The organism is Rhizobium sp. KNZ14-9A, from assembly GCF_056755015.1.
The window spans coordinates 3,737,531-3,759,199 of record NZ_JBPGXB010000002.1 but is presented as its reverse complement, the minus strand read 5'-3'; the positions used below and the strand labels follow the sequence as shown (position 1 = coordinate 3,759,199).

Below are 21,669 nucleotides of genomic sequence, written 5' to 3'. Positions count from 1 at the left end.
CAGGGAAGAATGACATGAGCATCAAGACAGTCGCTATCATCGGCTGCGGTATCGGCCGCTCTCACATCGTCGAGGGTTATCTGCCGCATCCGGACAAGTTCAAGGTCGTGGCGATCTGCGACCTGAACGAGGAGCGCCTGAAGACGGTCGGCAACGAATTCGGCATCGAATGGCGCACGACCTCCTTCGATGAACTGCTTGCCGATGACAGCATCGACATCATCGATATCTGCACGCCGCCCGGCATCCATAAGGAGCAGGTCATAGCCGCCCTGGCCGCCGGCAAGCATGTGGTCTGTGAAAAGCCGCTCACCGGCTCGCTCGCCAGTGCCGACGAAATCATCGCGGCAGAAAAGACTGCCAAAGGCACACTGATGCCGATCTTCCAGTATCGCTATGGCGATGGCGTCGAGAAGGCCAAGCGCATCATCGATGGCGGTCTCGCCGGCAAGTTCTACATGGGCTCGGTCGAGACCTTCTGGCGCCGCAAGCCGGAATATTATGCCGTGCCCTGGCGCGGCAAATGGGAAACCGAACTCGGTGGCGTACTCGTCACCCATGCGCTCCATCTGCACGACATGCTCTTTTATCTCGCCGGCCCGGCAACCCGCGTGTTCGGCCGCGTGGCAACCCGTGTCAACGAGATCGAGGTGGAAGATTGCGCCTCCGTCAGCCTGCAGATGCAGAACGGCGCCTTCGTCTCGCTGTCCTGCACGCTCGGTTCGCAGAACGAAATCAGCCGGCTCAGGCTTCATTTCGAAAACATCACCTTCGAAAGCAATCATGAGGCCTATGCGCCCGGCCAGGATCCCTGGCAGATCATCGCTGCCGACGATGAAGTACAGGCGGAGATCGATGCTGTCATCGCCGACTGGCAGCCCGTGCCGCTGCGCTTCAACACGCAGATGCTGCGCTTCCACGATTATCTGATGGGCAAAGGACCGCTTCCGGTGACGAGCGCGGATGCAAGGCGCGCGCTGGAGCTGGTCACTGCCATCTATCAATCCTCCGATAGCGGCGCCGATGTCGCCCTGCCGATCGGTCCTGACAGCCCGAAATACGCCGACTGGCGTGCAAGAACCAAATAAGAGGGGATTTCGGAACATGGCAACGAGTGTCGTTCTTCAGAAGGTCGAGAAGCGTTATGGCCAGCTCGACGTCATTCACGGCATCGACCTGACGATCGATCCCGGCGAATTCGCCGTCTTCGTCGGCCCTTCGGGCTGCGGCAAGTCCACGCTGCTGCGCATGATCGCCGGCCTTGAGGAAATCTCCGGCGGCGCGCTGCTGCTCGACAATGAGCGCATGAACGAAGTGACGCCCGCCAAGCGCGGCATCGCCATGGTCTTCCAGTCCTACGCTCTTTATCCGCACATGTCGGTTTACAAGAACCTCGCCTTCGGCCTGGAAACCGCGGGCTACAAGAAGGCCGAGATCGAACCGAAGGTGCGCCGTGCCGCGCAGATCCTGCAGATCGAGAAGCTGCTCGAGCGCAAGCCGAAGGCACTATCAGGCGGCCAGCGCCAGCGCGTGGCGATCGGGCGCGCCATCGTGCGCGAGCCGCGCATCTTCCTCTTCGACGAGCCGCTGTCCAACCTTGATGCCGAACTGCGCGTGCAGATGCGCGTGGAGATTTCCCGCCTGCACCGCAGCCTCGGCAACACGATGATCTATGTCACCCACGATCAGGTGGAGGCCATGACGATGGCCGACAAGATCGTCGTCCTGAATTCCGGCCGCATCGAACAGGTTGGCGCCCCGCTCGACCTGTACAACAACCCCGCCAACCGCTTCGTCGCCGGCTTTATCGGTAGCCCGAAGATGAATTTCCTGAGTGCAAAGATCGAGAGCGTCACAGACACTGGCTCGACGGTCAATGTCTGCGGCAATTCCATTCAGCTCGGTCGCAGGCTTGCCGGTCAGGCTGGCCAGAACGTCACCTTCGGCATCCGCCCCGAGCATCTTTCCTTGGCGGAGGGCGGCGCCGTCCTTTCGACCGTCAATGTAGATCTGGTCGAAAATCTCGGCGGTGCCACGATGCTATACGCCACGACGCCGGACAATCAGCCGCTCACCATCGCACTCGATGGCCAGCAAAAGGTCGAACGCGGCACCAATGTGAAGGCCTCCTTCGATCCGGCGCGGTGTCATGTCTTTGATGATGCCGGCAAGACGATCTAAATCAGCCCGGCTTGACAGCCGATCCCTCTCAAGCCCATCATTTCATTGAGGGCTAAGAGGGGGATACGCGTGACGCCTGAAGAGAGGATTCATGCGCTTGGCATCTGGCAAGGCCCGATCGACATAGCCCCGATCACCGGCGGCCTCACCAACCGGAATTACCTGGTGAGGGATGGCGCGCTGCGGCGCGTCGTCCGTCTGGGCGATGATATTCCGGTCCATCATATCAGCAGGCAGAACGAGCTTGCGGCGAGCCGAGCCGCCCATGCGGCCGGCATCTCGCCTGCCGTTATCCATCACGTGCCAGGTGTGCTGGTTCTCGACTTCATCGATGCCGCACCGCTGTCACCCGAGGGCATCCGCAAGCCGGAAACGCTTGCTCGTGTCATTCTGTTGATCCGTGCCTGCCATCACGACATGGCCCGCCATTTCCGTGGTCAGGCGATGATCTTCTGGGTCTTCCATGTAATCCGGGATTATGTCGCGAACCTGAGGGCCGCAAACAGTCCGTATGTGCCGTTGCTGAACGCCCTGCTTGAGAAGGCGGAGCGTCTCGAGGCGGCGGCAGGTCCCTTCGAAATCGCCTTCGGCCACAATGATCTTCTGGCCACTAATTTCCTCGACGATGGCCGGCGGCTCTGGCTGATCGATTGGGATTATGCGGGCTTCAACACGCCGCTCTTCGATCTCGGTGGTCTTGCCTCCAACAGCGAGTTTTCGGGCGAGGCGGAGCGCCTCATGCTGGAGACTTATTTCGATCGACCGCTGACGGATGATCTCAGCCGCCGCTATCGGGCCATGAAATGCGCCTCGCTGCTGCGCGAGACGCTCTGGAGTATGATCTCCGAGATCCATTCCACCATCGATTTCGACTACGCTGCCTATACCGCCGAAAATCTCGCCCGCTTCGAGCGCGCCTATCGGGCATTTGAACAGGATCATTGAATGACGAAGGAATTACCGAAGACGGCAAAGGCCGTGGTCATCGGCGGCGGCATCATCGGCTGCTCGACCGCCTATCATCTGGCCAAGCTCGGCTGGACCGATACGGTGCTCCTTGAGCGCAAGAAGCTGACGTCAGGCACGACATTCCACGCCGCCGGCCTCGTCGGCCAATTGCGCACCAGCGCCAACATCACCCAGCTTCTGGGATATTCCGTCGATCTCTATAAGAAGCTCGAAGCCGAGACAGGTCTCGGCACCGGCTGGAAGATGAATGGCGGCCTGCGGCTTGCCTGTAACGAGGAGCGCTGGACGGAGGTCAAGCGTCAGGCGACCACGGCTCAGTCCTTCGGCCTAGAAATGCATCTCCTGAACCCGCAGGAAGCTTTCGATCTCTGGCCGCTGATGACGACAGACGATCTCGTCGGCGCCGCGTATCTGCCGACGGATGGTCAGGCCAATCCCTCCGACATCACTCAGGCGCTGGCAAAAGGCGCCCGCATGGCCGGCGTCTCTATCTTCGACGACACTGAAGTTCTCGATCTCGAAATCGACAGGGGCAGGATCCGCGCCGTCATCACCGGACAAGGCCGCATCGAATGCGAACGGGTCGTGGTCTGCGCTGGCCAATGGACCCGCAGTTTCGCCGCCCGCTTCGGCGTCAATGTCCCGCTCGTCTCCGTCGAGCATCAATATATCATCACCGAATCCTTCGGCGTGCCCTCCAATCTTCCGACCCTGCGCGATCCTGATCGCCTCACCTATTACAAGGAGGAGGTCGGCGGCATGGTCATGGGCGGTTACGAGCCGAACCCCATCGGCTGGGCGCTGGACGGCATCCCTGATGGTTTCCACTACACGCTGCTCGACAGCAATTTCGATCATTTCGAGCAGATCATGGAGCAGGCTCTCGGCCGCGTCCCGGCGCTCGAAAATGCTGGTATCAAGCAGCTTCTGAACGGGCCTGAGAGTTTTACGCCCGACGGCAACTTCATTCTCGGCGAGGCACCGGAGTTGAAGAATTTCTTCGTCGGCGCCGGCTTCAACGCTTTCGGTATCGCCTCGGCCGGTGGTGCCGGCATGGCGCTTGCCGAATGGGTGACGAAGGGCGAGCCGCCCTACGACCTCTGGCCGGTCGATATCCGCCGATTCGGCCGCCCGCATTTCGATACGGACTGGGTTCGCACGAGAACGCTGGAGGCCTATGGCAAACACTACACGCTGGCCTTCCCCTTCGAGGAATACTCGAGCGGCCGCCCTTGCCGCAAGTCTCCGCTTTATGAACGGTTGAAGGCGCAGGGCGCCTGCTTCGGCGAAAAGCTCGGCTGGGAGCGGCCGAACTGGTTTGCCGATCTCTTCGCCAATGAAGAGCCGAAGGATATCTATACCTACGGCCGCCAGAACTGGTTTGATGCCGTTGGCCGCGAGCACAAGGCCGTGCGCGAGGCAGCGGTCATCTTCGACCAGACCTCCTTCGCCAAATTCGTGCTGAAGGGCAGGGATGCAGAAGCAGCATTGTCATGGATTGCCGCCAACGATGTGGCAAAGCCCGAGGGATCGCTGATTTACACGCAGATGCTGAACGACAAGGGCGGCATTGAATGCGACGTCACCTGCGCCCGCATCGCCGAGAACGAATATTACATCGTCACCGGCACCGGCTTTGCCACGCATGATTTCGACTGGATCTCGCGCAACATTCCGGATGGCCTTCACGCCGAACTCGTCGATGTCACCTCGGCCTACACCGTACTGTCGCTGATGGGGCCGAATTCCCGTGTCATCCTGGAAAAGGTCACGACCAGCGACGTCTCCAACGCTGCCTTCCCCTTCAGCCGCGTCAGGACCATCGGCATTGCCGGTTGCCCCGTGCGGGCTCTGCGCATCACCTATGTCGGCGAGCTCGGCTACGAACTGCATGTGCCGATTGAATATGCGACGACCGTCTATGATGCGCTGATGGCGGCGGACGGGCAGTTCGGCCTCGTCAATGCCGGTTACCGTGCCATTGAAAGCTGCCGCCTGGAAAAGGGTTACCGCGCCTGGGGCTCCGATATCGGCCCCGACCACACGCCTATTGAAGCCGGTCTCGGCTGGGCTGTGAAGATGCGGAAGAACACGCCCTTCAAGGGGCGCGAGGCGATCGAGCGCCAGCTCGAAGGCGGTGTGAAAAAGATGCTCGCCTGCTTCGTGCCTGACGATCCCGATATCGTTCTGCTCGGCCGCGAAACCATCTATCGTGACGGTAAGCGTGTCGGCTGGCTCTCCAGCGGCGGCTTCGGCTACACCCTCGGCAGGCCGATCGGTTACGGCTATGTCCGTAACCCTGATGGTGTAACGGAGGATTTTGTCCTCTCCGGCACTTATGAACTGGATGTCGCCCGCGAGCGCGTGTCCTGCAAGGTTAGCCTGAAACCACTCTATGACCCCGAGATGCAGAGGATAAGGGCCTAGAACGCTTGTGACGGGGGAAAATTCCCCGGATGTTTCCTCATCCCTGTGGCACGTATAGGGATGAGGAAGTTTCGCTAACCCTTCAATATAGCGGCAGCCTGTTGTCCTGGATCAGGATCTCCAGCTTGTTCGCCACATCTTCCGTCCAGGCGACATTCCCGGTAAGCGCCTTCGGGAACAAGCCTGGCAAGCCGAACAGAGCTGCCGAAACCGCTCCGCCATTGCGCGGCACACCGTCGAGAAGTGCTGCAATCTCTCCCGCCCGTGGGTCACGCAGTTCGTAGCGTTCGCCATTGCGATCGATGCCGATAGCATAGCGCATCCAGGCGGCGACGGCGATTGCATAGGTCTCCGCCTTGTTGCCCTTGGCAAGCGCTTCCGTTGCTGGTTCCAGCAGACGCTGCGGCAGTTTCTGCGTGCCGTCCATGGCGATCTGATAGGTGCGGTGGGCGATCGCCTTGTTTGCAAAGCGTGCTATCAATTCGTCCGCATAGGTGTCGAGATCGATGCCGGGAACCGGATCCAGCGTTGCCGCTGCCGCATTCATGTGCCGGCGCGCAAGTGCTGAAAGTCCTGCATCATCCATGACGTCGCGGATGAATTCATAGCCTGCTGTATAGCCAAGATAGGCGAGCAGCGAATGCGCGCCGTTCAACATGCGCAGCTTCATCTTTTCATAGGCCGAGACTTCCTCGACCATCAGCGCGCCGTGAACCTTCTCCCAGGCCGGACGACCGTTGACGAAATGGTCCTCGATCACCCATTGGGTAAAGGGTTCCGTCTCGATTGCTGCCATGTCCGTGCGGCCCGTCAGCCGCTTGGCATCGGCATAGGTCGCATCGGTGCTTGCCGGCGTGATACGGTCGACCATCGTCGAAGGAAAGGGCACGTTCGCCTCGATCCAGCCATGCAGTTCCGGATCGATGCGGGCAGTGAATTCCAGCACCAGACGCTTAAGCACCGCGCCGTTGCTCGGCAGGTTGTCGCAGCTAAGCGGCGTAAAGGGTGTTATGCCCTTCTGCCGGCGCCGTGCCAGACCCTCGACGAGATAGCCGATGACACCGCGCGGCGCATGCCGGTTGGCGAGGTCGGCGACGATATCGGGATGCTTGAGGTCGAGCCCTCCGGTTGCCGGATCGAAACCATAGGCCTTTTCCGTCACTGTCATGCTGACGATGCGGATATCAGGGTCTTCGAGTCGTGCCAGAAGGCCCGCCGGATCGCGCGGCGCCACATGCGCCTTCAGGATCGAGCCGACGACGTGGGCCGTCGTGCCCGAGGTGTCGCGGATCAGCACCGTATAGAGCCCGTTCTGGGCGGACAGATTATCCGCGACATCGGGGGTGCGCAGGCTCGCCACTTCGATGCCCCAGTCACCGCCGGCAGCAGCCAGAGCGCCATCCGTGAAAGGCGCGAAATGCGCACGGAAGAAGGCGCCGGGGCCAAGATGCAGGATGCCGGCCTTCAGCGCATTCCGGTCATAGGCAGGAAGCTTCGCTGTCGGCGCAAGGCCGGTCACGTTCTGCAGTTTGTCGCTCACAGCTTGTAGGCCTTCTTCGCATTGTCATAGGAAAGTTCGCGCGCGACGATCTCGGCTTCTTTCCTGGAAATCCGGTGCTCGACGGCGAGCTGTGCCAGGAAACGGCAGATCTCGCGGCGCCAGACATCATGGCGGGCGGGGATCGACAGCAGTGCACGCGTATCGTCATTGAAGCCGGCGAGATTGGCAAAGCCAGCCGTCTCCACCACTTGGTCGAGGTAACGGCGGATGCCAAGCGGGCTGTCGTGGAACCACCAAGGCGGGCCGATCATCAGGCAGGCCCAATGGCCGGCCATCGGCGCGAGCTCCCGGGCATAGGTCGTCTCGTCGAGCGTAAAGAGCAGGATGCGCAGGCTTGGTGCATGGCCGTATTTCGACAGCAGCGCGTTGAGGCCGCCAACCCAGTCGGTACGCGTCGGAATATCGGCGCCCATATTCGGGCCACGCGTCTCGAAAAGCTCGCGGTCGGTATTGCGGCGCGAACCGGCATGGATCTGCATCACCATGCCGTCCTCGGCAGAAAGACCGGCCATTTCCGTCATCATCTGCCCGCGGAAAAGTTCAGCATCGGCGGCTGAAAGCGGTCCCTTCAGCGCCTTGTCGAGCAGCGCTTGCTTCTCGGCAAGCGGTAGATCGGCGGTAAAGGCGGTCGGCACGCCGTGGTCGGTCGCCGTCGCTCCGAACTGGCGGAAATAGGCGCGCCGCTTGCGATGTGCCTCGATGAGGCCATCCCATTTGGTGATGTCGCAGCCGGTGATCTCTCCGAACTTGATCAGATTGTCGCGGAAACCAACGGCATCGGGATCGGTGACGCCGTCAGGCCGGTAGGTCGTGCGTACTTTGCCGATCCAACCGTCCGCCGCCATCTTCTGGTGATGCGGCAGCGGATCGAGCGCGCCTTCGGTCGTGGCAATTGTTTCGATGCCGAAACGCTGATGCAGTGCCCGCGGCCGGAACTCCGGAAGCTTGAGCTGCGCATTGATGTGGTCGTAGAGCGCATCTGCGTTATCAGTCGTCAGTGGCTCGGTGCAGCCGAGCACGGCTGACATGGCATGATCGACCCAAAGGCTCGACGGGGTTCCGCGGAAAAGATGGTATTTGGCGGCGAAAGCACGCCAGATATCGCGGCCGCTCGAAACCATTTTGCCGTCGAGACGCGGTACACCGAGCTGGTCAAGCTTGGTGCCGGCGCTGTGTAACATGCGGAAGAGATAATGATCGGGAATGACAAGCAGCGAAGAGGCGTCTTCGAAGGCCTTGTCGTCAGCGAACCAGGACGGTTCGGTGTGCCCGTGCGGGCTGACGATCGGAAGAGCGCGCACCGTCTCATAGAGATCGCGCGCTATTGTCCGCGTTGCCGGATCGGCGGGAAAGAGCCGGTCCGGATGAAGAAAGCCATTGCTTACATCCATCAGTTTTCCTCCCTGATGGATAACGGCCTACCCCACATCATTAGACGCGGCAAGGGCTTTTGGTAACCAGACGGTCCACTTTCGGAATCGTTTTTATGGGGGCTCGAAACCATTGACGCCCCCGCCTATTTCGGCTTTGGAATACCACCTGATATCAGGGGAGAAAACCGATGTCCGACGAGGCAGCCCGCCTTACAAGGCTCGAAGAAATGCTGGCCCATCAGGCTAAGACGATCGATGAGCTTTCCGATCAGCTTGCCGAACAATGGAAGGTCATGGAGCAGACGCGCGCCAAGCTTGACCGATTGACCGAGCGCTTTCTGAGTCTCGAGGAGCAATCGCTGGAAGCGCCGGCGATCACCAAGCCGCCGCACTACTGAGCGGCCATGCCGCCGAGCTGTGCTCGGCGGTGCCTGCGGGCTGCCTGCAGCAGGAAAGCGGTTTCGCGCTTTCGCCCTTTGCGATATAGCCCGGAAAGACGAAGCTGAACGAGAGACATCCCATGGCGGCCACCATCCGTTATCATCAGGGCGATATTTCCGCGGCGGATGCCGCCCGTTACACCGGCGCGATCGCGATCGATACCGAAACGCTGGGCCTTGTGCCGCGCCGGGACCGCCTTTGCGTCGTGCAGCTTTCGCCGGGTGACGGCTCTGCCGATGTGATCCGCATTGCGGCCGGCCAGAAGGAAGCGCCGAACCTTACCGCGCTGCTCGCCGATCCGTCGCGCCAGAAGATATTCCATTACGGCCGCTTCGATATCGCCGTACTCTTCCATACGTTCGGCGTCACCGCGACGCCGGTCTTCTGCACGAAGATCGCCTCGCGCCTCATCCGTACTTACACCGATCGCCACGGCCTGAAGGATAATCTCAAGGAAATGCTCGACGTCGATATCTCCAAGACGCAGCAATCTTCCGACTGGGCTGCTGAAACACTCTCGCAGGCGCAGCTCGAATATGCCGCCTCCGACGTGCTCTACCTGCACGCGTTGCGCGACAAGCTAAATGAGCGCCTGATTCGCGACGGCCGCCTGGAACATGCGACGGCCTGTTTCGAATTCCTGCCGACGCGCGCCAAGCTCGATCTTCTCGGCTGGGAAGAGGCGGATATCTTCGCCCATAGCTGAGGTTATCGGACATGCAGGCAAGGTCGTAGACTGGGCGTCTTCGGCCGTTAGCTATTCGTTAAGGTATTTTCAGTAACATTATTCTTAATTTTTATGCATTCGACGGCGCGAAATACGCCGATGCGGACAGGAGGATCTGCCGGGATGCAAGGGGCCGGATGAGCGCGGTCTCGTTGTACGACCTGCTTTCATAGCCACTTTGCGAAAGGAGCGTGCCTGTGTTGTCTCCCATTCGTTCGGCGTCCAATGCAAGCCTTTCTTCTCAGGGTCAGACGGCGGCGATCGTTGCCGGTGGCCTCGGCCGTTCGGTGGTCGCCCCCACCCCGGTAAATGCAGTTGAAGCAGCAGACCTCAATGCCGCGATTGCCGGCAAGCTCAATATTCTGCTCATCGCCGCGCGCCAGCGCATGATTGAAGCGCTTCTCGACATCATCAATGCTACGGGACGCACCATCGCGCTGCAGCGTGGTGAAGGTGAATCCGATCAGGCCTTTGCCGCCCGTGTCGCTGATGCCATCCGTCGCATGCCCGACGCCGAGATCGATGCGGTCGAGCACCAGCTTTCCGATGACGGACATAGCCTGCCGTTGAGAATGATCGCCGCAGCCCTCAAGGACCCGACCGGGCCGGAGGCCACCCGTGTCATCGCCTATCTCGAGATTATCAGCTACAAGGACAGGGATCTCGCAGCCCGCGCCGTCGTCCGCTCTTATCGCCAGAACGATGCCGCGCCGCTGCCGCGCACCGAGCCGCGGCCGGAAATCAAGCTTCAGGGAGAAAACCTGCCCACTGCACGTCAGTCCGCAGCAAAAACGGCTGAAAATGTAGCGATGCCTGCTGCCGAAGAAATCGTTCCGGCCGAAGCGACTGTTGTCGTGGCGACCGATCCAACCGTTGAGGATCAGAAGACTGGCAGTCAGCCCACGGCAGCGGCGCATGAAGCTTCATCGCAGGCAACTACGCCGAGAGAGACAGAAGAAGTCCAGGCTGCACCGGTAGACCAGGAAGTGGTCGAGCCGGAACAGGCCGAACCCGCTCTCGAGCAGCAGACAATCTCCGCCAAGGCTGATCCGGTTATTCCGCGCAACTGGACCGGCATCGCAAGCTCCATGACCGAACAGGTTTCGCAGATGATCGCAACGATCATCCGCGCGCAGGAGGCAACTGTCCTGTTGACGGATACGCCTGTCGAAGCCGCCGTCGAAATCGATGCTATGCTGGACGAGGCCGTCATCAGCGAGGCGACGGAGAGCCTGGTTCGCACAACCCCGGAAGATGTGGTCGAGCCTGCATCTGCCCAGGCCGCGCAGGCTTCTCGCCCATCTCAGGCAGAAATCGCTGCGGCTGCCCAGACGGCGCGTCCCGTCAGAGAAATCGCCGCACAGCCGCAGCCGGTTCCCATCCCGGTTGTCGAGACGCCTTCCTATGTTCCGCTCGCAGCCCGCATGCCGGAAGGGCTTCCCTACGCGCAAACGCCTTACCAGTTCGCCCGCGATGAATATAAGGCGACCAAGGCCGATGACCCCCCTCGTCGCCATCACGAAAACGGCGGCTCGCAGGATCAGCAGCAACAGCAGCCGCAATCCGGTCAGGGCGGCGACGAGCAGCAGGCCGGCGGGGAGGAAGCCCCGCGGGAGGAGCGGCGCCAGCCGAAAATGTTTGATCCCGATCCGTCTACTGCTCCGGCAACGGTCACCGACCCGGTCTATGCCCTCTACCAGCGCATGGTCGGCTGGGAATAATCCGGAACAATTCCAGCAAAAGTGTGCAGCGGTTTTGCGTCCGGAATTGCGTGGGTACAAAGAGCCCTAGACAATCTCCCAAAACGAAAGAACCCGCCGGATCGCTCCGGCGGGTTCTTCATTTCAATGGATCAGCGAAGGATTATTCGCCGCCGCGGTTCTTCAGAGCCGCGCCGAGGATGTCGCCGAGCGAAGCGCCCGAGTCGGACGAACCGAACTGAGCAACGGCTTCCTTCTCTTCCGCGATTTCCAGAGCCTTGATGGACAGCATGATCTTGCGGTCCTTCTTGGAGAAGTTGGTAACGCGGGCGTCGACGGTCTGGCCGACCGAGAAGCGCTCAGGACGCTGCTCGTCGCGGTCGCGGGCGAGGTCGGCGCGACGGATGAAGGAAGTGATGTCCTCGTGGTTGACGAGCTTCACTTCGATACCGCCGTCGTTGATCGCGATGACTTCGCAGGAAACGACTGCATTCTTGCGCAGGTCGCCGGAAGCTGCTGCTTCGCCGACTGCATCCTTGCCGAGCTGCTTGATGCCGAGCGAGATGCGTTCCTTCTCGACGTCGACGTCGAGAACGACTGCCTTGACGACGTCGCCCTTGTTGAACTCCTCGATGACCTGTTCGCCCGGACGGTTCCAGTCGAGGTCAGAGAGGTGAACCATGCCGTCGACATCGCCGTCGAGGCCGATGAACAGGCCGAATTCGGTCTTGTTCTTGACTTCGCCTTCGACTTCAGTGCCGGCCGGATGGCTGCGGGCGAATGCTGCCCACGGGTTTTCCAGCGTCTGCTTGAGGCCGAGCGAAATACGGCGCTTGGACGGATCGACTTCGAGAACGACGACTTCGACTTCCTGGCTCGTGGACAGGATCTTGCCGGGGTGAACGTTCTTCTTGGTCCAGGACATTTCCGAGATGTGGATCAGGCCTTCAATGCCCGGCTCCAGCTCGACGAACGCACCGTAGTCGGTGATGTTCGTAACGGTACCGGAAATCTTCTTGCCTTCCGGATACTTGGCCTGGATGCCATCCCACGGATCGGACTCGAGCTGCTTCATGCCAAGCGAGATACGGTGGGTTTCCTGGTTGATGCGGATGATCTGAACCTTGACCTGCTGGCCGATGTTCAGGATTTCCGACGGATGGTTCACACGGCGCCATGCCATGTCGGTGACGTGCAGCAGGCCGTCGATGCCGCCGAGGTCAACGAACGCACCGTAATCGGTGATGTTCTTGACGACGCCGTCAACAACCTGGCCTTCTTCGAGGTTCTGAACGATTTCAGAACGCTGCTCGGCACGGGATTCTTCCAGAACCGTACGGCGCGAAACCACGATGTTGCCGCGGCGCTTGTCCATCTTGAGGATTTCGAAGGGCTGCGGGTTGTGCATGAGGGGCGTAACGTCGCGGATCGGACGGATGTCGACCTGAGAACGCGGAAGGAAGGCGATCGCACCGTCGAGGTCGACCGTGAAGCCACCCTTGACCTGGTTGAAGATAACGCCTTCGACGCGCTCGCCAGCTTCGAACTTGGCTTCGAGCTTGATCCAGCTTTCTTCGCGGCGAGCCTTCTCGCGCGACAGAACAGCTTCGCCAAGCGCGTTTTCGATGCGCTCGACGTATACTTCGACTTCGTCGCCGACCTTCAGCGAACCGTCCTTGGCACGTGCGCCGAATTCCTTGAGCGCGATGCGGCCTTCGACCTTCAGGCCAACGTCAACAACGGCGACATCCTTTTCGATGCCCGTGACGATACCCTTGGTAACATAGCCTTCAGCCAGATCGTTCTTGGCAAAGGACTCTTCGAGAAGGGCCGCGAAATCCTCGCGAGAGGGAGTAGCTACTGACATAAAATCTCCTGCGTGGCCTTCGATAGCTTCAAGGCTCACGTATGCGCCGGTTGGTTCGAGTTGAATGGGCCTGAACCCAGTCCGCCTTCTTTCAAGAAGGCAATCCGGCGCGTGGACGGAATTTCAGGCTTGCTTTCGCATGAGCGTCCCGCGCACGAAGCGCGGAAAACCGCTTGATTAGGCATTTCGGCTCAAGGCGACGTCGATAAACGACTTAGCGGCTTGAAACGCGGCCTCTATACTCATTTCCGACGTGTCAAGCAAGTGCGCATCGACTGCCGGTTTCATCGGGCTGTCCGCCCTGTTCATGTCGCGATCGTCGCGTCGCTTGACGTCTTCGAAAATCGCCTCGAAATCCGCTACGCCGCCCTTGCTGATGATCTCGTCGTAACGGCGTGTTGCGCGCACTTCTGGCGACGCCGTCACATAGAGCTTCACAGGTGCCGCGGGGCAGACGACGGTGCCAATATCGCGCCCGTCGAGAACTGTCCCCGGCAGCTTCTCGGAAAACCGCCGCTGCGCCTCAACGAGCGCCCGGCGAACCGCCGGCATCACCGCAATTTTCGAGGCGGCTTCGCCAATCTCATGTCTCGACAATATATCGCGATCGAGACCCGCGAGTTCAACCTCGAGCGCCATCTTTTCAGCGACCGTCTCGTCATTGAGCGGGAGCCCGGCATCGATCAGCGCCTTGGCGGTCGCCCGGTAGGTGAGGCCGGTGTCGAGATGGTGAAAGCCGTACTGCTCCGCGATCCTGCGCGAAAGCGTGCCCTTGCCTGCCGCGGCAGGGCCGTCAATGGCGATGATGAAGCTGCCGGTCATGAAGTCATTCCGTGCCGAGGCCGCCGTAACGGCGTACCAGTTCCTGCATTTCGGCTTGCTCTGCCATCTCGTCGAGGCCCTTTGCAACACCCTCGCGGTCGGCGACCGGCCGGTTCTGGCTCACCTTCCATTTGCCTTCGATCTCGGCGATTTCGATTTCGACGCCGATAATGCCCTTGAGCTGCGCACGGATAAATTCCTCTGGCGCATCGCCGACCGACCATGGTTTCTCACGCTGGCCCTCATGTTCGCCGGTAATTGCATTGATCTGCGCAAGCAGCCAGCCAGCATCCTCGATCACCCGTGCCAGTCCGCGTGCCTGCACGATCGCATAGTTCCAGGTCGGCACCACTTTGCCGGTCTCGGCCTTGGTCTGGTACCAAGACGGTGTGACATAGGAATCCGCGCCCTGGAAGACGGCAAGCACCGGCGCACCTGCAGCAATGTCCCGCCACTGCCCATTTGCCCGCGCCAGATGCAGCCGCAGCGTTCCCTTCTCTGATGCGCCGGCGTCGAGATGGAAGGGCACGGAATTGGCGATCAGCCCGGAAGCCGCCGCCGTGATCAGCAGGCCAAGCGGATGCGCACGGATCAGCGCATGCTGCACATTGAGATCGTCTTCGCAGAAATGTGGTGGCTGGTACATATCAGGCCTGCTCGATCTTCGCCCCGAGGCTCTTCATCAGATCCATGAACTGCGGAAAGCTGGTTGCAATCATACTGCTGTCGTCGATACCGACAGGATGCTCCGAAGCCAGCCCCATGACAAGGAAGCTCATGGCGATACGATGGTCGAGATGCGTGATGACCTGCTCGCCGGCAGCATTGCCGAGCCCCTTGCCATCCGGCCGGCCGGTGACGGAAAGCCAGTCCTTGCCTTCTTCGCATTCGACCCCGTTGAGCTTCAGCCCTTCCGCCACAGTCGAGAGCCGGTCCAACTCCTTGACCCGCAGTTCCTGCAGGCCGTTCATCACCGTTCGGCCCTTGGCAAAGGCGGCGGCAACGGCAAGAACCGGATATTCATCGATCATCGACGGTGCCCGATCTGTCGGAACGGTGACACCGGTCAACTCGGAGTGGCGCACGCGCAGGTCCGCGACATCTTCGCCGCCCGCAAGCCGCGGATCGAGGATCTCGATATCGGCGCCCATCTCCTGCAACGTCAGGATCAGTCCCGTCCGCGTCGGGCTCATCAGCACATTGGAAATGGTGACGTCCGAGCCCGGCACCAGCAAAGCCGCCACCAGCGGGAACGCGGCGGAGGAGGGGTCGCCAGGCACGTCGATCGTCTGGCCGGTCAGCTTGCCGCGGCCTTGCAGCCGGATCGTCCGCGTGCCGTCCCTGTCGGTCTTGATTGACAGTTCCGCGCCGAAGCCAGCCAGCATCTTTTCGGTATGGTCACGCGTGATCGCCGGCTCGATAACCGTCGTCACACCCGGTACATTGAGACCGGCCAGCAGCACCGCCGATTTCACCTGCGCCGAGGCGACGGGCAGGGTGTAGCGGATCGGAGCCGGCGTTTCCGGCCCGCGCAGCATGACGGGCAGGCGGTCGCCCTCCACCGCCTTCACCTGCACGCCCATGCGGCGCAACGGATCGAGCACGCGGCCCATCGGCCGCCGGGAAAGCGAGGCGTCACCGGTAAAGACGGTATCGAAATCATAGACGCCTGCAAGGCCCATGGTCAGGCGCGCGCCGGTGCCGGAATTGCCAAAATCGAGCGGAACCTCCGGTGCAAGCAATGCGCCGTTGCCTGTTCCGTTGATGATCCACGCGTCGCCCTCCTTGCGGATCACGGCGCCCATAACCTGCATTGCCTTGCCGGTATTGAGCACATCCTCACCTTCGAGAAGCCCGGTAACGCGCGTTTCCCCCGATGCCAGCCCGCCGAGTATCAGCACGCGATGCGAGATCGACTTGTCGCCGGGAATACGGATGATTCCGGAAAGCCCGGAGGATCTGCGGGCGACGGCCGGCTTCGATGCGGAACCCTGCGACATGGGTTAATCCCTTGCAAAGGCAATATATTCGCGCCACTCACAGCTCGGCGCCGGCATGTTTTTCCGGTCGGCATTGCTGCAATCGCGGCTGGTTAGCACAAACTTGCCGAGCGGTCATCCGGAATGCCGGGCAAAAGCCTGAAGTACCTTCTGCAGTTTGGCTTTGACATGGGAAGCCGTAGCGATTAAGGGGACCGGCTTATAAATTCCGAATAGAACGCCGGTTTGACGGCATTTGCCGAATCTCGCATTCGGCCATTCTCACGAGGCTTATAGTGGCGAAAGCGGAACTTGGAACCAAGCGCACCGATCCGGAAACCGGCAAGAAGTTCTACGACTTGAACCGGGACCCGATCGTCTCCCCCTACACCGGTAAATCCTACCCCCTGTCCTTCTTCGAAGAAACCTCGGCAATTGCTGAAGTTCAGGATGAGGACGAGGTTGCAGAAGTCGATACCGAAAACACCGAAGTCGAACTGGTTTCGCTCGAAGACGCCGATGACAGTGCTTCCGGCGACGATATCCCCGATATCGGCGATGACGATGTCGAAATCGAAGGCGATGACGACGATACCTTCCTCGAAGCCGATGAAGATGACGAAGATGACGACATGAGCGATATCATCGGCGTCACCGGCGACGAAGACGAAGTCTGAGCGAACGAATACCGGCCCGGATGACAAAAATTTCCCGGGCCGGATTTTTTAGGCTTGCCATCTGCGAAAACCGCAAGTAATAAGCCGCCACTCCAAAGGGATCGCCTTCGGAGTATCCCAGGACCGGCGCAAGCCGGACCACCCTGATGGGGCTATAGCTCAGCTGGGAGAGCGCTTGCATGGCATGCAAGAGGTCAGCGGTTCGATCCCGCTTAGCTCCACCAAATCTCTCCAAATGCAGTTCAGTAAGCACTTCAGGTCAGCATAACTGACATTTGTCAAAAGCTGTCTGGTTGCCACTTTTGCTGACGGCTGAAATCAGGTTCTTATATCCTGCGTTGAGGCCAGCCGATTCGGCGCTTCCCGGACCCGAACCCATGACACGAGCAAGACGCCGCCGCATCATCAGAACCCGCAGGACCGCGACCGGACTGGCGCTGGTTGGCTCGATTTCCTTCCTTGCGGGAATGACGGATGCGACAGGCCTGCTTCTGACCGGGGACTTCGTATCCTTCATGACCGGCAATACGACGCGGGCGGCATTGGCGCTGAGCAGCGGCGATGTCAGGCATGCCGCCGTGCTTGTGTCGGCCATCATCGTCTTCGTGCTCGGCAATGCCGCCGGCATTGTCGTTGCGCATCGCGCGGAGCGGCGCATCTTCGTCGTGCTCTGCTGCGTCAGCCTCATGCTGGCACTAGCCTCTATGATGACGCTGCAGGATCTGTTGATGACACGTTTCTATACGATCGTTCTCGCAATGGGCATGGTGAATGCAGCGGTCGAGCATATAGAGGGGCTGCCGATCGGCCTGACCTATGTGACCGGCGCGCTGTCGCGTTTCGGTCGCGGCATAGGCCGCTGGATCATTGGCGACCGGCGCCTCGACTGGACCATCCAGATCGTGCCATGGGGCGGCATGGTGCTCGGTGCCATCAGCGGGGCCCTCATGACGCGTCTTGTGGGCGCGCAGGCGCTGTGGCTGGTCTCCGTTTTCGCGATGGCGCTGGCGATTGTCGCCCTGTTTATTCCGCGCCCACTGCAGCGTCGGTTCAATCAAAAGATCGGAGCCTCCGGCCCGCATTCGGCGCGTGCCAGATAACCGCCGTCACCACCCAGCCGAGCCTGAACGCAGAGAACCTGGGACCACTCTTCGCGAACGGTACGGCCTCGCCTCGGCGTTCTTTCCGATCTGAGGCTTATTTCTTGGAGATGGTGACGAATTTCGTACCCCGCACGCGGGTGGTGACGATGCAAGGGTCGCCGCCGGTGCGATCGCAGAAGCGCGGGTTCATTTTCATGGCGAGCACCATATTGCCGAAACGCTGGACGAAGTCGTAGCCAAAGATCTGCGCCGTCGCGATCATGAAGTAGCCGCCTTCGGCCACCTGCAGATAAAAATTATAGGTGCAGCCGTCTTCGTTGCACTGCGGACCCTTCTGGCCGTCGCAGGTGAGTTCGCCCTCGTTGACGACCACGTCCATGAGGCCGTCATTGTTGATATCCTGGCGGATGAGGAAACCGTCACCGAAGGATGCTTCCGTGCATTGTTCCTGGAAATGCTTCTTCTCATAGATCTCCGGGTCGGAGATCAGCGATTGCTGTGCGAAAGCCGCGACCGGCATGACCAGCAGCAGAACGATGTTCAGGAGTACAGGCAACAGCGTCTTCACGGCTTTCCTCTTATGGATAAAGGCTCTCTGGCCTTCCATTCTGTACGCGCCGCCTTGCGCCGCCCTTGCCGCAATGATTCAGTGTGCCTCGTTCCGCCGGTCTGGAGGCCTCGATGTCATTGCTCGTCTATCTCGATTACGCCGGCATTGCCCTCTTTGCCGCAACCGGCGCGCTGGCCGCCTCGCGCAAGCAGCTCGACCTGATCGGCTTCCTGTTTTTCGCGATCGTGACGGGGACGGGCGGCGGTACCGTGCGCGATATCATTCTCGGCCGCGTGCCGGTCTTCTGGGTGTTGAACCCGTTCTATATCGTCATCTGCTGCATTGCGGGTGTCGTCGTCTTCTTTACCGCCCATCTCCTGGAATCGCGCTATCGCCTGCTGATCTGGCTCGATGCGGTCGGTCTTGCCGCCTATTGCGTGCTCGGCGCCGCCAAGGGGCTGGCCGCGACCGGCTCGCCGACGATCGCCATTGTCACTGGCGCCCTGACGGCGACCTTCGGCGGCATCCTGCGCGATCTCCTGGCAAACGAACCATCCGTGCTGCTGCGCCCGGAAATTTACGTGACGGCGGCCCTGGTGGGATCGGGCGTCTTTACCGGCGTCAATGCGCTTGGCGCCGAGCTCTATATCGCATCGGCTTGTGGTGTCGCAGCAGCCTTCGCAGTGCGCGGCGGCGCCCTGTGGTTCGGCTGGACATTCCCGACCTACAAGCACATGCCTGGCCGACATCCTGACGATGTGATGTAAAAGTCAGCCCTGCTTCTGCCGCAGACGGATCACCACGTCGACATGGGCGATTTCCATGCCCTCGGGCGGCAACGGCAGATTGGCGATCGTCAGATTGCTGATCGGAATATCGAGCACCTCGTTTTCGCCTTCGACGAAAAAGTGATGGTGATCGGAGACATTGGTGTCGAAATAGGTTTTGGCACTCTCGACGGCGAGAACGCGGATAAGGCCGGCTTCTGTGAACTGATGCAGCGTGTTGTAGACCGTCGCGAGCGAAACCGGCACGCCAGCGGTGACTGCTTCCTCGTGCAGTTCCTCGACGGTCAAGTGCCGGTCGCCCTTGGCAAACAGGAGGTCGCCAAGCGCGACGCGCTGGCGGGTGGGACGCAGGCCTGCGCTACGCAGCCTGACCTCAATGGCGATCGGGGTTTCACCCGTCATTAACACCAACTCCGGTTATTCTGGCGAAAAGCAATCATGTTTGTTCAAAGCGATATAACTTTTGCGCAAAAGCCTTTCAATAGTTCAATGGGGACAAGAGCCTTCGAAAGGCCGCAAAAACGGGCTTTTGACGCAATTAGGTCTGGTCGCGGCCTTGGCCTTCCTGTATGCGACCACCAAATACTGGCTCAGGCCCGGTCCGGAACGAAGAAATGAAGCCGCCATGCTTGCGCTTCATTTTCTAGTGAACTTGGACTAAAGACACACATCCATCGCCAAGAACGCGGGGGGAAACAGAGATTTATGACGACCAGACAGTCCAGCTACTCGTATGAAGAACTTATCGCCTGCGCACATGGCGAGCTGTTCGGGCCTGGCAATGCGCAGCTGCCTTTGCCGCCTATGCTGATGGTTCATCGCATCACGGATATCTCTGAAACGGGCGGCGCCTTCGACAAGGGCTATCTGCGGGCCGAATACGATGTTCGCCCTGACGACTGGTATTTCCCCTGCCATTTCGAAGGCAACCCGATCATGCCCGGCTGCCTTGGCCTTGACGGCATGTGGCAGCTGACCGGCTTCTATCTGGGTTGGCTCGGGGAACAGGGCCGCGGCATGGCGCTCTCGACCGGCGAAGTGAAGTTCAAGGGCATGGTCCGCCCGCACACGAAGCTGATTGAATACGGTATCGACTTCAAGCGCGTCATGCGCGGCCGTCTGGTGCTCGGCACTGCCGATGGCTGGCTGAAGGCGGATGGCGAAACCATTTATCAGGCGACCGATCTTCGCGTCGGTCTCTCGAAAGACAAGACGGCCTGAAAACCGCGTTTCGAGCGGCTCACGAAAACAACAAGGGTTTGATCAGATGAGACGGGTAGTTGTCACGGGTCTAGGTGTCGTGTCTTCGATCGGAAACGACGCGGCCGAAGTCACCGAATCCCTGCGCCAGGCAAAGTCCGGTATTTCCTTCTCCAGCGATTTCGCCGAACACGGCTTCAAGTGCCAGGTCTGGGGCAGCCCCAAGCTCGGCGCCGACAAGCTCGCCGAACTGGTCGATCGTCGCGCCATGCGCTTCCTCTCGCAGGGCGGCGCCTGGAACCATGTCGCCATGAAGCAGGCGATCGCCGATTCCGGCCTGGAAGACAAGGACTACAGCGAAAACGAGCGCGTCGGCATCATCATGGGTTCCGGCGGTCCGTCCACGCGCACGCTCATCGAAGCAGCCGAGATCACCGTCAAGAATAACAGCCCGAAGCGCATCGGCCCCTTCGCCGTGCCGAAGGCCATGTCGTCCACCGCGTCCGCAACGCTTGCCACCTGGTTCAAGATCCACGGTGTCAACTATTCGATCTCGTCTGCCTGCTCCACGTCAGCGCACTGCATCGGCAACGCCGTTGAAATGATCCAGTGGGGCAAGCAGGACTTGATGTTTGCCGGCGGCCACGAAGATCTCGACTGGACCATGTCGAACCTCTTCGATGCCATGGGCGCCATGTCCTCCAAGTACAACGACACGCCGGATACCGCTTCTCGAGCCTATGACGTCAGCCGTGACGGCTTCGTCATCGCCGGCGGCGCTGGTGTGCTCGTCCTCGAGGAGCTGGAACATGCCAAGGCGCGCGGTGCCAAGATCTATGCCGAAATCATCGGCTACGGCGCAACCTCCGATGGCTATGACATGGTCGCTCCCTCGGGCGAGGGTGCCATCCGCTGCATGCGTCAGGCGTTGGCAACCGTGAAGGGCGATGTCGACTACATCAACACGCACGGCACGTCGACGCCGGTCGGCGACAGCAAGGAAATCGGCGCCATCCGCGCGGTTTTCGGCGAGAAGCTGCCGCACATCCAGTCCACCAAGTCACTCACGGGCCATTCGCTCGGTGCCGCCGGTGTGCAGGAATCGATCTATTCGCTGCTGATGATGCAGGAAGGCTTCATCGGCGAAAGCGCGCATATTAAGGAACTCGATCCGGAATTCGAAGGCGTGCCGATCGTCCGCAAGCGTATCGACAATGCCAAGATCGACATTGCCCTCTCCAATTCCTTCGGCTTCGGCGGCACCAACGCCACGCTCGTGTTCCAGCGCTACAACGGATAATAAC

20 protein-coding genes and 1 tRNA gene are annotated in these 21,669 nt (G+C 60.4%); 13 read left to right on the top strand and 8 right to left on the bottom strand.

The window, feature by feature from the left end:
• The first annotated feature begins 14 nt into the window (after nt 1-14).
• The 4 genes from ACR9ZQ_RS25500 to ACR9ZQ_RS25485 all read left to right on the top strand — a co-directional run bounded on the left by ACR9ZQ_RS25500 (nt 15) and on the right by ACR9ZQ_RS25485 (nt 5,577).
• Nucleotides 15-1,088 (top strand): Gfo/Idh/MocA family protein, encoded by a 1,074-nt coding sequence (locus ACR9ZQ_RS25500; RefSeq protein WP_481428997.1) that lies wholly within the window; start codon nt 15-17, stop codon nt 1,086-1,088.
• 16 nt (nt 1,089-1,104) lie between these two features.
• Nucleotides 1,105-2,181 (top strand): ABC transporter ATP-binding protein, encoded by a 1,077-nt coding sequence (locus ACR9ZQ_RS25495; RefSeq protein ID WP_310379957.1) that lies wholly within the window; start codon nt 1,105-1,107, stop codon nt 2,179-2,181.
• A 69-nt stretch (nt 2,182-2,250) separates the two neighbouring features.
• Nucleotides 2,251-3,126 (top strand): phosphotransferase, encoded by an 876-nt coding sequence (locus ACR9ZQ_RS25490; RefSeq protein ID WP_310379955.1) that lies wholly within the window; start codon nt 2,251-2,253, stop codon nt 3,124-3,126.
• Nucleotides 3,127-5,577 carry a GcvT family protein gene (locus ACR9ZQ_RS25485; protein ID WP_310379953.1) on the top strand — a complete coding sequence of 817 codons (2,451 nt, stop codon included), beginning with the start codon at nt 3,127-3,129 and terminating at the stop codon, nt 5,575-5,577.
• A gap of 82 nt (nt 5,578-5,659) precedes the next feature.
• Here the strand turns inward: ACR9ZQ_RS25485 and ACR9ZQ_RS25480 are convergent, their stop codons facing one another.
• The gene (locus ACR9ZQ_RS25480) at nt 5,660-7,117 is read right to left on the bottom strand and encodes a mannitol dehydrogenase family protein (RefSeq protein WP_481428996.1); all 1,458 of its coding nucleotides are present in this window, start codon (nt 7,115-7,117) and stop codon (nt 5,660-5,662) included.
• A complete protein-coding gene (gene uxaC / locus ACR9ZQ_RS25475; protein ID WP_481428995.1) occupies nt 7,114-8,529 on the bottom strand; it encodes a glucuronate isomerase in 1,416 nt (471 codons plus the stop codon). Before uxaC ends, ACR9ZQ_RS25480 begins: the two co-directional genes overlap by 4 nt.
• A 170-nt stretch (nt 8,530-8,699) precedes the next feature.
• On the opposite strand from uxaC, the gene ACR9ZQ_RS25470 reads away from it, so the two are divergent.
• From ACR9ZQ_RS25470 to ACR9ZQ_RS25460, 3 genes are all read left to right on the top strand, one after another.
• Nucleotides 8,700-8,909 carry a SlyX family protein gene (locus tag ACR9ZQ_RS25470; protein WP_481428994.1) on the top strand — a complete coding sequence of 70 codons (210 nt, stop codon included), beginning with the start codon at nt 8,700-8,702 and terminating at the stop codon, nt 8,907-8,909.
• A 122-nt stretch (nt 8,910-9,031) separates the two neighbouring features.
• Nucleotides 9,032-9,658, top strand: a complete 627-nt coding sequence (locus tag ACR9ZQ_RS25465) for a ribonuclease D (RefSeq protein WP_007814121.1) — start codon at nt 9,032-9,034, stop codon at nt 9,656-9,658.
• Nucleotides 9,659-9,876: 218 nt separating this feature from the next.
• A complete protein-coding gene (locus tag ACR9ZQ_RS25460; RefSeq protein ID WP_481428993.1) occupies nt 9,877-11,400 on the top strand; it encodes a hypothetical protein in 1,524 nt (507 codons plus the stop codon).
• A 142-nt stretch (nt 11,401-11,542) separates the two neighbouring features.
• On the opposite strand, the gene rpsA is transcribed toward ACR9ZQ_RS25460, so the two are convergent.
• From rpsA to aroA, 4 genes are all read right to left on the bottom strand, one after another.
• A complete protein-coding gene (gene rpsA, locus ACR9ZQ_RS25455) occupies nt 11,543-13,246 on the bottom strand; it encodes a 30S ribosomal protein S1 (protein ID WP_037100373.1) in 1,704 nt (567 codons plus the stop codon).
• A gap of 177 nt (nt 13,247-13,423) precedes the next feature.
• Nucleotides 13,424-14,068: a (d)CMP kinase gene (cmk, locus tag ACR9ZQ_RS25450; RefSeq protein ID WP_310379940.1), complete on the bottom strand. Its 645-nt coding sequence runs from the start codon at nt 14,066-14,068 to the stop codon at nt 13,424-13,426.
• 4 nt (nt 14,069-14,072) lie between these two features.
• Nucleotides 14,073-14,714 carry an FMN-binding negative transcriptional regulator gene (locus ACR9ZQ_RS25445; protein WP_481428992.1) on the bottom strand — a complete coding sequence of 214 codons (642 nt, stop codon included), beginning with the start codon at nt 14,712-14,714 and terminating at the stop codon, nt 14,073-14,075.
• A 1-nt stretch (nt 14,715) separates the two neighbouring features.
• Nucleotides 14,716-16,068 carry a 3-phosphoshikimate 1-carboxyvinyltransferase gene (gene aroA / locus ACR9ZQ_RS25440; RefSeq protein WP_481428991.1) on the bottom strand — a complete coding sequence of 451 codons (1,353 nt, stop codon included), beginning with the start codon at nt 16,066-16,068 and terminating at the stop codon, nt 14,716-14,718.
• A 275-nt stretch (nt 16,069-16,343) separates the two neighbouring features.
• Here aroA and ACR9ZQ_RS25435 point away from each other — a divergent pair, with 275 nt between their 5' ends.
• The 3 genes from ACR9ZQ_RS25435 (at nt 16,344) to ACR9ZQ_RS25425 (ending at nt 17,824) form a co-directional block, all read left to right on the top strand.
• Entirely contained in the window at nt 16,344-16,724 is a 381-nt protein-coding gene (locus ACR9ZQ_RS25435; protein ID WP_007814134.1) for a TIGR02300 family protein, read from the top strand.
• Between the two features lie 148 nt (nt 16,725-16,872).
• Nucleotides 16,873-16,948, top strand: a tRNA-Ala gene (locus tag ACR9ZQ_RS25430).
• Nucleotides 16,949-17,101: 153 nt separating this feature from the next.
• Nucleotides 17,102-17,824, top strand: a complete 723-nt coding sequence (locus ACR9ZQ_RS25425) for a YoaK family protein (RefSeq protein ID WP_310379935.1) — start codon at nt 17,102-17,104, stop codon at nt 17,822-17,824.
• 97 nt (nt 17,825-17,921) lie between these two features.
• On the opposite strand, the gene ACR9ZQ_RS25420 is transcribed toward ACR9ZQ_RS25425, so the two are convergent.
• A complete protein-coding gene (locus ACR9ZQ_RS25420) occupies nt 17,922-18,395 on the bottom strand; it encodes a hypothetical protein (RefSeq protein WP_113320580.1) in 474 nt (157 codons plus the stop codon).
• Between the two features lie 113 nt (nt 18,396-18,508).
• Between ACR9ZQ_RS25420 and ACR9ZQ_RS25415 the strand changes: the two genes are divergently transcribed.
• Nucleotides 18,509-19,144 (top strand): trimeric intracellular cation channel family protein, encoded by a 636-nt coding sequence (locus tag ACR9ZQ_RS25415; RefSeq protein ID WP_007814141.1) that lies wholly within the window; start codon nt 18,509-18,511, stop codon nt 19,142-19,144.
• 3 nt (nt 19,145-19,147) lie between these two features.
• On the opposite strand, the gene irrA is transcribed toward ACR9ZQ_RS25415, so the two are convergent.
• On the bottom strand, nt 19,148-19,567 hold the full coding sequence (irrA, locus tag ACR9ZQ_RS25410; RefSeq protein WP_310379931.1) for an iron response transcriptional regulator IrrA: 420 nt from the start codon (nt 19,565-19,567) through the stop codon (nt 19,148-19,150).
• A gap of 303 nt (nt 19,568-19,870) precedes the next feature.
• On the opposite strand from irrA, the gene fabA reads away from it, so the two are divergent.
• Together fabA and fabB are read left to right on the top strand one after the other, a co-directional pair.
• Entirely contained in the window at nt 19,871-20,386 is a 516-nt protein-coding gene (fabA, locus tag ACR9ZQ_RS25405; protein WP_007814145.1) for a 3-hydroxyacyl-[acyl-carrier-protein] dehydratase FabA, read from the top strand.
• 46 nt (nt 20,387-20,432) lie between these two features.
• The gene (gene fabB, locus ACR9ZQ_RS25400) at nt 20,433-21,665 is read left to right on the top strand and encodes a beta-ketoacyl-ACP synthase I (protein ID WP_481428990.1); all 1,233 of its coding nucleotides are present in this window, start codon (nt 20,433-20,435) and stop codon (nt 21,663-21,665) included.
• The last annotated feature ends 4 nt before the right edge of the window (nt 21,666-21,669 follow it).